The following is an 11,963-nucleotide window of genomic DNA, read 5'->3' as shown; positions in this document are numbered from 1 at the left end:
GCACAGCCTATCCGTTCTGCTCAGGTGCGCAATCCGTAAAAGCCCGTCCGCCCCTGCCTCGGCAGCGGCGTGCCGTGCGGGCAAGCTCGCCCCGCGCGCGGCTTGGTGCTTTGACCCATCGGGCCGAGTGCGCCGGTGCGTCGCGGACCGCGGGTTGCCCCGACGACCTCGACCGCGGTGCCGAGGCGATCGACCACCGCCTCCTCCAATGCTGCGTTGAGCTTGTGCTGACTGCCGTAGGAGCTGGCTGCGAACGCCGACAACCCGCTCAGCTCCAGAAACGTGCAGACCTGGCGGACGCCGGCGCCGGCCAGCATCGTGATGACCAGATGCGCCGCCAACACTTGGCGATGCAGCCAGGCCACGCCCTCCGCGGAGGCATAGAACTGCCGCAAGGCCGCCGGCACCTCATCGCTCGGCGCCTGGCCCAGCCAATCCTGCAAGGTCGAGCGCGCAACGCCCAGCGCCTCGGCAACCGCCCGCTGCGACTGCCCTTGCGCCAGGCGGTCCTGCACCGCAGCAAGCGTCCCGGCTTGCTCCAGACGCGGGTACCGCCTGCTCAACGCGCGTCGCTTGGCTCGGGCGCCGTCGGCGCTGGCAACGCATGGGCATCTCGTCTACAGTCAAGCATGGCAGAACCCCGGATCTTCATACTCAAGGTTAGGTTGCACTTCCAAGAGTACGAGATTTAAGGGGTTCTGCCGACCTCCACAGGCCCATCCGCGGCTCAGATTTTACGTGCTGTTTGTGCGGTTTTGGCCGGCACGATGATCAAGGCCTCCTAGGCGTTGTCAACCAGCTCCTTCAGGGCCGCCTCGGAGGTGCGATAACCCTAGGCGACCAACCGAGCGAGCTGGGTATCGACTCGGGATTAGTGTCACGCGACATGGAGAAGGGCAGCGTCGAAATAGGCGTTCAGGAACGCGACTTCTTTTGCCTTGCCGTGGAAGCTGGGTTTGGGCAGCGTTTCGAGCCGGAGGTGCTCGCTGGTAATGAAGGCACGGCCAGCGTCTCCGAGCACGGCCAGGGCGGCTTCGGTGGCGACGTGTTCGCCGCGGAACGCTGAAATCAGGACGTTGGCATCGACATAGGTCGCCCTAGTCACCGTCGACCGGCTCCTCTCGCCGCCGCCGCACCTCGGCCAAAACCTCGTCCTGTGTCATGACGGGCATGCCCTCGGCAAGGGCGGCATCGCGAATGGCGCGCAGGCGATGGCCCAACGGGCTCTCGCCGTTGCCCGACGATGCCGCCGGATGCGTGACCGGCTGGATCGTGACCCTGACCGGGCCGGCAGGAAAATCGTCCGGCAGGGTGAGCTGGAGCCTGTGGTCACCGCTGACCTGTGCGTCGACTGATATCGTGGTCATATTGCGCTCGTCGGAGTGGGGGCTTGTGCGGGAGCATAGAACAAGGGCCTTGTCGGGGCCATGTCCCTGTTCCTGCGAGGCCGTGAGCGGAGGTCTGCCCGATCCGCCCGGTCTGACGGACGCGCTGGCCCTTGCCCTCACCCCGCCAACTTCCCCACCACCGTCTCCACCTGCGCAATCCGCTTGGCCGGGTCCGTCATGTCCATGTTGAAGCGAAGCGCGCCGGCGGCTTGGTCGAGCTTGTAGTCCTTGGGCCGGGACTGAATAAGCTGAATGAGCTTCATGTGATCGATGTTGGGTTGCTCGCCGAATAGGATGCGCCCGCCTTTAGGGCCGGCTTCGAGCTTTCTGATGCCGAGCGGCTGCACCTTGAGCTTGAGGGCGGTGATGGCGAAGAGGTTCTTGGTGGGCTCGGGCAATAGACCGAAGCGGTCGATCATCTCGACCTGCAGGTCCTTGAGCTCGCCGGGGTCGGCGGCGCTGGCGATGCGCTTGTAGGTGACAAGCCGGGTGTGGACGTCGGGCAGGTAGTCGTCGGGCAGGAGCGCCGGCAGGCCTAGGTCGATCTCGGCGCCGTGGTCGAGCGGGCGGTCGAGCTCCGGGGTCTTGCCGGCCTTCAGCGCTTGGACGGCGCGCTCTAAGAGATCCATGTAGAGCGTGAAGCCGATCTCGTGGATCTGGCCGGATTGCTCCTCGCCCAAGAGTTCTCCGGCGCCGCGGATTTCCAAGTCATGCGTGGCGAGCGTGAAGCCGGCGCCCAAGTCCTCCAGCGACTCGATGGCCTCCAGGCGCTTCTTCGCGTCCTCGGTCATGGTCTTGGCGGGCGGCGTGATGAGATAGGCATAGGCGCGGTGGTGGGAGCGCCCGACCCGCCCGCGCAATTGATGCAATTGGGCCAAGCCGAGTTTGTCCGCGCGGTTGATGACGATGGTGTTGGCGCTCGGCACGTCGATGCCGGATTCCACGATGGTGGTGCACACCAGCACGTTGAAGCGGCGGTGGTAGAAGTCCCGCATCACGCGCTCCAGCTCCTTCTCGCGCATTTGGCCGTGGGCGAATTCCACCCGCGCGCTCGGCACCAGGGCCTCGACCTTTTGCGCCATGTTCTCGATGGTCTCGACCTGGTTGTGCAGGAAGTACACCTGGCCGCCGCGGGCGATCTCGCGCTGGCAGGTCTCCTGGATCAGCGCGTCGTTCCAGGGCGTGAAGTAAGGCCTGGATCTTTGCCGTGCGGAAATCGCGCTTTACCAATGCTTGTTAGGGCTCCGGGACGCAGGATCAGCTCGACGCTTGTTTTGGGTGCTGCCAGATCCGCAGCGCTGAATCTGGTGCTCAATAAGTGCATTCGCTGGTTGCTTGATCCGATCCAGGGATGTGTACTTGGCTTGTCGGCAATGTAGGGACCGTCGATCAACAAATCGGTATTACGCAGCAGCTTCATCCCGGCGATGCTGCAATCGAGCTCCCTTAGTGATCGGCCGGAGTAAAGAACGGTTGAAAGCCCGAGCGCTTGAACGCCCTGCAGCAAGGACGCCACTGCCGGTGCCTGCTCCGAGGGTTCGCCGCCGGAAATCGTGCAACCGTCGATCCGGCCGCGGCGTGCGCGAAAATGGGCCAAGAGGCGAGACACCGGCATACTCACGCGGGGCTCATGGGGCTGGTAGGCAGCATTAGCGCAGCCCGGGCAACCGATGCGGCAGCCTTGCACCCAGATCAGGTCGCGCACGCCGGGGCCGGCGAGGCGCGTACTCTTTACCAACGCGGCGAGATTCAGTTGCAGATCATTCATCGGACGGCCCCGCTGCACGGCCTGCCGCTTCGGCTCGCCTGCGAACGGCCTCGTCGGCATGGGCCTGCCGACGACGGCTGCGATACGGATCCGGGAGCAGATCGATGAAGCTTACTGCATCGATAGCGTGCTGCGTCATTTCTTCATAGTGCGCTCTCTGGCCCGGCGGAGGGGAGTAATCCTGCATCACCTGCTGAAACAAAGGCAGATCGAGCAGAATCTCGGCACTGTCGGTCGGCCTCGAGTGCGCCGCTCGATACAATGCCTCATTCACCAGCATCTCCAGTTCGGCGCCGCTGAAGCCATTTGTCTCCGCTGCTACGACGTTGCGCTCATCATTTGACAGCGCGACGACGAGCCCAGCGACCGACCGTTCCTGTCGCGCCAACAGCGTCGCGAGGATGTCGCTGCGGCTATGCTCATCAGGCAACAGGAATGGCAGCGCCAGGTCGAAACGGCCGGGGCGTTTCATAGCGCTGTCGATGGCGTGCGGTTGATTCGACGCCCCGACCCAGAGGATCTCACCGCGATGCCGGGTGTCGCTCATGAATTCGAGAAAGCGCCCGAAGATCCGCCGGTCCACCCCGCCGTCGCCCCCTGGGCCGGCGCGCATTCCCAAGGCCTGATCGATCTCGTCAATGAAGACAATCACCGGATGCAGGGACTCGATCAGGGCGAGAATGCGCGAGAGGTTGCGCTCGGACTGGCCGACATACATGCCGCGAAAGTCGCCGAGCTTGGCCATGCTGATGCCGGACTCGCCGGCGATCGCCTCCGCCATGATGCTCTTGCCGGTGCCCGGTGGCCCCAGAAAGAGGATGCCCATGGGACAGGTGCGCCGCAGCGCTGCGTCATCGGGCCGACTGAGGGCCTGGATGACCGTGCTCAAGCGCAGTTTGATGCGGTCATAACCGCCGATGTCCGCAAGCGTTCGGCGCGGATCGACAACCTCCAGCAACCCTTCGCTCTCTTGCCGCAGGCGCTCTCGCTTAAGCTCCATGACGCGTTTCCGATCCAGCGCTCGCGTGCTCCTCGATTGCGCCTGCTGCAGCATGTCCTCGATGCCGATCAGCGTCATGCCCGCGGTATCGCGTGCGAGCCGCTCGCGCTTGGCGGCAAACGCACCCGCGTAGCCCGTCAGATCGCCCACGGACCCGGCCCTGGCGCTGATGCGGGTATCGGGCATCGGCGCGGCGGGTCCCAGCATGGCGAGCAGGAACTTCATCCGCGCGTCTACGCTGCGCGGCCGCGCGATCTCGATTTGCTCGATACGTCCGCCGCGGGTGCGCAGCTCGTTGCCGATGTCTTCCAGGGACTCGGCCATCATCACCATGCAGTGCTGGCTATCGCCCAGTTCCGGGCTGCTGGACCAATGCAAGAGGGCATCGATCAGGTAGTTGCGGTCGATGTCGTTACCGTCGGCCGGGATCAGCAGGTTGAGATTCTCCAGCAGGATCGCGACCGGCGCTTGCGAGCCGACATCTTCGTCTACCCCCTGATCGCGATACCCGGACGTCAGGCACTCGCCGAGGACATCGATGCGTCGGCAGATATCGCTCAGCAGGGGTGCCTCCCGGCCTGGGTGGCCGTTTCTTGACAGCTCGTCCTTGATCGGTCCCGGGAGCCCCTGCACGACGGGGCTATCGATCGCTCGTGAGACCTGCCCATGGTCGTCCAGGGAATAGGCGGTGAGTCCTTGAGACAAGCGGAAGCTCAGTACACAATCCTTTCGCTCCAGCAGCCGCTCGATGAGCAATCGACTCGCCGGCCGATAGCCGTAGACGGGATCGAATGCGTAGTCCGCGATGTTGCCGGTCACCAGAAAGCTGCGTGCAACACGGTCCTTCTCCAGCGCCAGAAGGCGTTCCAGCCAAGCCGGGTCGTCTTGCAGGAAGCCCCGCTCCAGCCAGAGCCGCGCGCCATCGGGATCGGTTGAACCCAGATAGCGCGCAAGCCAATCGGGACGGGCTCGCGGTGCGCAGCACCACGCGGGCGGGTCGTCCTCGGGCGTGGCCATCAAGGCTTGCCCCAGCAGCGGCGGCAGATTGTCCCCGAAGCGTTGCCCAAGCCGGCGAATCAGCTCCGGTACCCATTCGGCAAGCCGATCGTTGTTGAGCCAGCGCGTTAGGCCGTCGTTGTCCCAGCCCGTCGGCTGGTCACCGGGCGCTCGCGCGGCCTTGGACTCGTTTTCAGGCGCTATCGGCGGCAAGCGTTTCATGATCATCGGTCTGCTCCGGTTTCTCGCGTGCGAACAGGGGCGACGGGGCGACGTTCGTGCGGCGCACTTTCGAGCGCTTCCTTGGTCTTGGCGATCGCATCCTCGGTCTCCCGCAACCCGGCGTCCAGGGCGTCCGCGAGGGTCGACATCTCGGCATCCATGGCCGCGAGGATCGCGGCGAAGGGGGACTCCCGGGCTACGGCCTCGACCGCCAAGTCGGGGCATTCTTTCAAGGTGTCCTCGCCAACCTCGGGAGCCGATTGCTGGGCGGTTGGCCATGAGGGTTCGATGGCCACGGGTAGTTCGATCTCTCGCGGGGTCTGGGTGGCAGCAGAGGTGATCTCGGCCAAGTCAGCCGCGCGCTGCTGCAAGGCCCTGCCTTGATCCTCGGCGTTGCACAGCGTCTCCCCATGCTCGCGCAACTGCAGGGCGATGTGCTTGGTCTCATCAAGCTCTTCCCGACAGTTCCCGACCGCCTGCTCCATCAGCCGTCGTTCTTCAACGATGTCGCGCGAGAGCCCTTCCGCTCGCGACAGCAGTCCCTCCGCCTGCCGCAGAAACGCCTCATCCGCCATGGTGTCAGGTCCTCAGCTTGCCCGGCGTTCGGGTGGTGTCCGAGTGCCGCATCGCAGCCTGCGGCGCCGGCAGCGTACCGGGCCGCTCCGGCTCGCCGGTGCGCTCCGCCTTGGGGTAGTTGCAGAGGGGGCCTTTGGAAATCAGCTCGCCCAGGTCGATTTCCTCCATGGCACTGTCGAAGTCGTCCAGCTCATCGACGCACTCTTGGCCTACCATGCCGAAGGTCTCAGCGAGGACTTCCCAGCGTTCGGTCTGCTCGCCGGGGCGGTGCTCGGGCACGACGCGCACGGCGATCTGGTGGTCGCCATCGGCCTTTGCGAAGTAGGCGGTCAGCTCACCGCGGGTGAGGGTCTCGCGCAGGCGGTAGCCGCTGGCGGTCATTCCCGCCAAGACCGCCATGGCCGCCGGCAGCGTCCGTTCATCGCAGTCGATGAAGGTTAGCTCCCGCTCCAGTTCGGCGATGCGCGAGGTGAAGTCGTCGGCGGCATCGGCCAGATCTCGGCCGGCAGCGTCGGCCTGCCCCAATGCCGCGGTGGCCGCTTCACCTGCGCCGACGAGCTCATCGCACCGCTCGATGCTGGCGTGCGCCTGGCCGATGGCAGCCTGGAGCAGTGAGCGTTCGCGGTCGGTCTCGACGTGCATCGCCCTGGCGGCAGCGATCTGCCGGTCGAGATCGGCGCGGATGCGTGCGATTTCGGTCTTGGTCTGCGCAAGCTGATGCTCGTGCTCCTTCAGGCCGGACCGCAGACGGCGCGTTTGGCCCTTCATCTCCCCCAGTTGCGAGCGCTGCCGGGAGGCGGCGCGCTGGGCACTGCCGAGCTGGCTTTGTGCTTTCGTTGCCGTGCGGGCGTTGTCGCGCGCAAGCCCGGACGCTGCGCGCTGCGCGGCGCGTGTCCGAGCCTGCACATGCATGGCCTGTTCAAGTCGTAGTCGCTGCAGCTCAATGCGGCGCTGCTGGGCCATGGCCTCCGCGTGGACACGCTGCTGGGCAGCCGCGCTGAATTGATAGCTGTGCTGGGCACTCATTGGCGACTCCGTTGCTTGGGGCGTGGGGCCGGGGCACGCGGGCTCGGCTCGGGTGGGGGGGGTGGATGATGCTCAATGGCACGCCCGAGGGCGTAGGTGTAGATGGCCAGTGCCTCGTGATCGGCCCTGATCCGCTGGTCGGTGGCGCGCTCGCGGCTGACACCCTCGGTGTCGGAGAGGGCACTCTGCGTCGCCGCCCGAGTGCCGGTCGCGTCGTACTCCCCGCGGCCGCTGTCGATCGCCTGAATTAGCTCCTGGCCGCGGGTACGTTGGCGCTGGAGGTTGTCGATCGTCGCCGTCATCTGGGTCGAGAGTCGATCCAAAGCATCTCCCATCGTGGCGAGACCTGCCTGTTCTTGCTGCTGCGCGCTCGTATTGCCTTGAACCTGCTCGCGCCCCGCTCGTCGCTCACGCGCCGTTTCGGCCTCCAGCGCCTGTACCCGGCGTTGCAGCGCGGCGATCTGCGACCGCAGCTCTTGCCAGGTCAGCTTGCGTAGTCTGAGCTCTTGCGAGAGGCCGTTCAGGCGGGCTTCGATTTCTGCGATCCTGCGGCGCTGCGTGTCGATCTCTCGCTGCAATTGGCGAATACGGTCTTCAAGTTGTCTGCGCCGACGGGTCTCCGCATTGATGGTGCTCTGACAGCTGCTGACCTGGGATGCGGCGCTGTTCAATGCGCGCTTCGCGCTGCTGACCTCCGAATCCCAGCGGCTGAGCTGCCTTTGGTATTGCTCCTGCGCTTCTTGTTTCTGCTCGGCACTACCGAAGCTCCAAGGCTTGCTCGGCTCATTGCTTAGGGCGCTGCTCAATCGCGACTCGGCGCGGCTCTGCGCGCTTTTTGCGCTGCTCAAGTCCCGCTCGGCACTGCGCAGCCGACTGAGGCAGGCGGTGAGGTCACTTTCGGCCCTGCGCTGCTGGCCAACCAGGTCACGCGCCTGCTCGTGGAAGCGATTGGCTTCTTGCAGCTGTGCCAGGATGCGCCGCTGCAGATCCTCGATCACGTGCAACTCGTCGCGCGCTCGGGCCAGCGCTTGCACTAGTTCCTCGCGCAGCTCGGCATTATCGACCTGCATCCGCGCGGTGGTGATATAGCCCTGGGTGACGATGACATCGCGCGCCTGCTGCAGGGCCTGGATCGCGAGCTGATGCTCCGCCTTGGCGAGTTGGGTCTCGTCGATTTGCCGGCCCAGCGCGTTGCGCTCGCGCTCCAGGGCATTGATCTGCCGGTGGCAGGCGGTGGACTCCTGCCGCAGGGCCTCCAGGCGGCGCCTCAGGCGCTCGCGGCTGAGCTCCAGGTCGAAGCCGGCCGCGACGATCGCCCGCGTGGCGTGCTGCCGGACCGCTTCATCCGGGGCATCGAGGGCGAGCAAGAGGATGTGTCCCAGGGTTTCGCCGTCGTTCTTGACGCCGTCGTAGATGCGGGTCCGGCTCCAGTAATCGACGATCAGGACGAGTCGCTCGCGGCGCGCTTCCTCTTCACCTTCGGCCGGCGCCGACAGCCAGCGCGGCCAGTCGCGGCGCAGCAGCTCCCAGGCGGTACGCTGCCCGACCTCGGCCGCCTCCTCCAGGGTGGCGCGGAACAAGCGTCCGCCGTCGGCATGCAGGCCCTGCCAATAGAGGCTGCGCCGGTTCGGCGGCTGGCTGCGCAGCAGGCTGCGCCAAGCACGCTCACGAATGCGCTGCTGCAACCCCTGTTCGCGGGGCAGGTTCAGCTCTCGCTCGCCACCGAAGGCGATCCTGCGCAAGAGCCGGCGCAGCGGTCGGTCCTGCTCGGTGAGCATGCGGCGCAGTCGGTTGCGCCTCTGACTGGCCGCGTCGAGCAGCGAGCCGGTCAGCTCGAAGTCTGCGAGCCCGGTGATGATGGCATCGATGAGATCGAAGCAGGCGGACCACGCCGACTCGGATCGTTGCATGGCGGCACCGCCGAGTACCACGCGTTCGATCTCGTCGATACGCGTGCGCACCAGCGGCAACCGCGACAGCGTTTGCAGGGTCGCGATGAACAGCTTCTCTGCCTCGGGGAAGTTGTAGCGCTCTGCAACCTGTACCAGAAGGTCGTCGTCGCGGCCGGCCCCGGGCAGCAGTGCCCGGTGCGCCTCAACGTGCAGTCGAAGATCCCAAGGCAACTCCGGCAGCGGCAGGCCCTTGGCAGCCTTGGAATAGGCCGCGTTGACCAGCTCATCGCGCTGCTGACCCTGGAGATCGATACATTGATCGAGCCAGTGGCACAGGTTGTCGAGGGCGGCCTCAATGGCTCGGGGGGCATGCTCCTTGGTTTGGACCTGCAGCAGGCGCGCATAGAGCTTAAGCAGCGAGGGTGGGATCTCGGCGGGCGAGATGTCACGGTCTTGATTCAAATAGCCCCGCAGGGTCGGCTCGGCCGTGATGCCCGAGGAATAGGCACGGTCACGGCGGGAGAGATGCAGCACCAACGTCGTGCGCTCGTCGCTGCGCTCATGCGTGCCGCCCGCATCGCGCTGATAGTCCAGAACCGCCTGGACGAAAGCGCCGCTGCCGCCATGCTGACGGATCGATCGAGCACGGGCGAGTATCCGCGCGCGATGGTGGTCCAGGCCCAGTGGCATCTGTTTCAGGTGACAGCAGACCGCGCGGAACAGCTTGGTCGCGGCCCGCTCCGTGCGTCCGGTAAGGGCCTGCCACTCTGCGTCCGTTGCTCGGTGCTGCGGTGAGAGGAAGAGAAAGCAGGTGTCGAGAATCGACTCGATGAAGCGGTCCTGCCATTCCGGCTCGGGATGAGCGGCCAGTCGTCGAACGCAGGCGTCTGCGGTGCTGTCGACAATTCGCTCGCTGGGGACGCGTATGCCGTCGAGCAGTTGCCGATCCACCTGCGTCTGCAGTGGCGCTGAGGCAAGAATTTGGATCGCCTCGTCGAGATCGTGCAGCTGGTCGGGCGCCGGGGACTTGGTTTGCGCCGCGGCGGCGCGCAGCAGCCGCCCCGCCGCTGCGCTGCGTCCCCCATCATCGGGCAACAACGATGCCATAGATCACCCACACCGCCACTACCGCGACGAGCAAAAGTTGCAAGCCTTGAATGATGTTGCCGAAGCTTTGCGCTCTGGCGCTCGGCAGCCGCTCTATGCTGTTGCGCAGGTCGGCCGCGGTGCGCTCAAGCAGGATCGACTGTTGATCCTGAACCCGTTGCATCCACTGGATCATCTCGTCGCGCTGACGTTCCATGGCCTTCAGGATGCCGTCGTGCTCCTTTCGAAAGTTCGCCATGCTTGCCGTCATACGATCGATCTCCTCGGTAAAGCGTCGTACCTGTGCCTCGCGCGCCTGTTCGGAACGATGAACATCGTCGTGGAAGGCCCGCTGAACGCCTTGCAGCTTGCGTTGTTCCTCGATCAGGGCGTCGGCGTCCCGGCGGTGAGCATCGAAGAGCTCCCGCGTACGGTCTTGAAGACTAACCATGCCATCCATCGCTTCCTGCACCACCTCCTGGACCTTGACATTAGCGGAGGCCAGGTTTGCATTTGCCGTATGGAGCGGGGCGATGGATTCACTGACTTGAACGATCGCGTCTTCGAGTTTCTCCAGGCGTCGCCCGACCTCTTCGCGCAGCGACTGGATGTTGGCCGCTTCGATGGCCTCCCAATGCTCGACGGCTTGGCTGATCCGTGTCAGGGCTTGTTCGGTCGCCTCCTGCACGGCAGCCGTGCTGAGCGACTGCTCCTCGCTTTTGCGCAGCAGCTCGCGGGCGACATCGAAATGGTCCTGGAGGCTTTCCGTCGCTGTTTGGAAAGGCGCGAGGGCCTCGCGAAAGCTCGCGGTCCACTCGCTGAGGCCGCCGCTGGAGTCCACGGTATGCAGGGCGTTGATAAGATGCCCGTGGGTGTCGCCGATTTGCGTGGTCAGCTCGGCGAGCTGCTCGCTGACTCGTGCAGTCAGCCTGTCAAGTGATTGCTGGACCGGGATCAGCCCCTGACCGACCTCGTTCGCGACGCGCGTGCTGAGTTGCTCGGGCAATGCCGTCGTTGCCGCGGTCTGTGCCGCTAGAGCCTGTCCGTGCGCCGTCAGCGAGCGGCGCAGGGCTTCGGTTGTCTGGGTGGCTCCCTCCAGGGTGGCCCGCGGGGGGATCTCACGGGACAGCCGATCGACGCTGCCGGTGATGCTATCGACCGGCTTCAGCAAGTGTCGGCGGAAGGCCATCAACTGGGCCAGGACGATCGTCAGGAGCACGACGACGATAAGCCCGAAAAGAGGCAGACCGATAGCCAGGGCGAGCTCAATATCCATAGGGTTCACTGTGGTCTTACGGGGACAGTCGATCGAGGATGGAGAGTGTCCGGGTCAAGTCGGCGCCATCGCGCAGTGCTCTGAGAAATTCGGCTTGGTCCGGGTGCGGTAGGGCCTGCCCGTCTTGGCTGGGAGCGAGGGCCCATTCGGCCGCGGCATGGGCGCGCCGTCGCAGCTGCAGCTCGACATCCTGATAGTCGGCCGAGTCCGCGATCTCCCGGCCCGTGGACGTCTCGCGCAGTGCCCGGTCCTTGTCCTTGAACTGTCTCAGCACGCCGACGAGCATGGAGTGTTCCAACGGCAGCGCGAGCAGTCGTTCCCAAGTCCTGAGCCACTCCGATACGGCATCGTCCGTTCGTGGCAGCAGGTCAGTTTTGGCCATCTCTTGGATGAAGCGCCGCTCGGTGAACTGGATGGAGGTTGCCAGCGCTCCTGCCTGCGGCGTGTCCAGATACGACCGGATCTTGTCCCAGCGTCCGAGCTGACCGAGCGCCCGCAGATAAGCCCGTGCGGCTTGGATCAATGCGGCGTCATCAAGCGTCCGATCCGCGAGATACCGTTCGAAGTCGGCCACGAGATCGCGCGGCTCGGGGTTGAGCTGCACCAGGTTCGCCGCTGCCAGTGAGTGGTAGCCTGGTACGCCCAGCAGGGCTTGCCAGCGGCTGCGAACGTCCTCGCGCAGCGGTTGGTCGGGGCTGTGACCGAGGGCTCGCGTTAGACCGATGAGCACCCG

At 65.4% G+C, this 11,963-nt stretch carries 10 protein-coding genes and 1 pseudogene; all 11 read right to left on the bottom strand.

Going from position 1 to position 11,963, the window contains the following annotated elements; translation table 11 throughout:
- Positions 1–20: 20 nt before the first annotated feature.
- The gene (locus tag ML01_RS23915) at positions 21–515 is read right to left on the bottom strand and encodes a helix-turn-helix transcriptional regulator (RefSeq protein WP_058557901.1); all 495 of its coding nucleotides are present in this window, start codon (positions 513–515) and stop codon (positions 21–23) included.
- A gap of 362 nt (positions 516–877) precedes the next feature.
- Positions 878–1,105 (bottom strand): PIN domain-containing protein, encoded by a 228-nt coding sequence (locus ML01_RS23910; protein WP_058557900.1) that lies wholly within the window; start codon positions 1,103–1,105, stop codon positions 878–880.
- Positions 1,098–1,367: a hypothetical protein gene (locus ML01_RS23905; protein WP_058557899.1), complete on the bottom strand. Its 270-nt coding sequence runs from the start codon at positions 1,365–1,367 to the stop codon at positions 1,098–1,100. The genes ML01_RS23910 and ML01_RS23905 overlap by 8 nt, the downstream gene beginning before the upstream one ends.
- 137 nt (positions 1,368–1,504) lie before the next feature.
- A pseudogene (locus ML01_RS23900) lies at positions 1,505–2,572 on the bottom strand (TRCF domain-containing protein); the annotation flags it as partial.
- The gene (locus tag ML01_RS27945) at positions 2,551–3,156 is read right to left on the bottom strand and encodes a 4Fe-4S single cluster domain-containing protein (RefSeq protein ID WP_162268094.1); all 606 of its coding nucleotides are present in this window, start codon (positions 3,154–3,156) and stop codon (positions 2,551–2,553) included. The pseudogene ML01_RS23900 and the gene ML01_RS27945, both read right to left, overlap by 22 nt.
- Positions 3,149–5,380 carry an ATP-binding protein gene (locus tag ML01_RS23895; RefSeq protein ID WP_058557897.1) on the bottom strand — a complete coding sequence of 744 codons (2,232 nt, stop codon included), beginning with the start codon at positions 5,378–5,380 and terminating at the stop codon, positions 3,149–3,151. Before ML01_RS23895 ends, ML01_RS27945 begins: the two co-directional genes overlap by 8 nt.
- Positions 5,377–5,949, bottom strand: a complete 573-nt coding sequence (locus ML01_RS29800) for a hypothetical protein (RefSeq protein ID WP_058557896.1) — start codon at positions 5,947–5,949, stop codon at positions 5,377–5,379. The genes ML01_RS23895 and ML01_RS29800 overlap by 4 nt, the downstream gene beginning before the upstream one ends.
- 4 nt (positions 5,950–5,953) lie before the next feature.
- Entirely contained in the window at positions 5,954–6,913 is a 960-nt protein-coding gene (locus ML01_RS23885) for a hypothetical protein (RefSeq protein WP_156427955.1), read from the bottom strand.
- Between the two features lie 59 nt (positions 6,914–6,972).
- Complete coding sequence (locus ML01_RS23880; protein WP_156427954.1) at positions 6,973–9,975, bottom strand: hypothetical protein; 3,003 nt, start codon at positions 9,973–9,975, stop codon at positions 6,973–6,975.
- Positions 9,953–11,230 (bottom strand): hypothetical protein, encoded by a 1,278-nt coding sequence (locus ML01_RS23875; protein ID WP_058557893.1) that lies wholly within the window; start codon positions 11,228–11,230, stop codon positions 9,953–9,955. The genes ML01_RS23880 and ML01_RS23875 overlap by 23 nt, the downstream gene beginning before the upstream one ends.
- A 16-nt stretch (positions 11,231–11,246) precedes the next feature.
- The coding region (locus ML01_RS29795; RefSeq protein WP_162268093.1) for a hypothetical protein at positions 11,247–11,963 on the bottom strand (717 nt) is incomplete at its 5' end.

It is taken from the genome of Thiohalocapsa sp. ML1 (assembly GCF_001469165.1).
GTDB lineage: Bacteria > Pseudomonadota > Gammaproteobacteria > Chromatiales > Chromatiaceae > Thiohalocapsa.
This window is presented reverse-complemented; position numbering and strand designations above follow the sequence as displayed.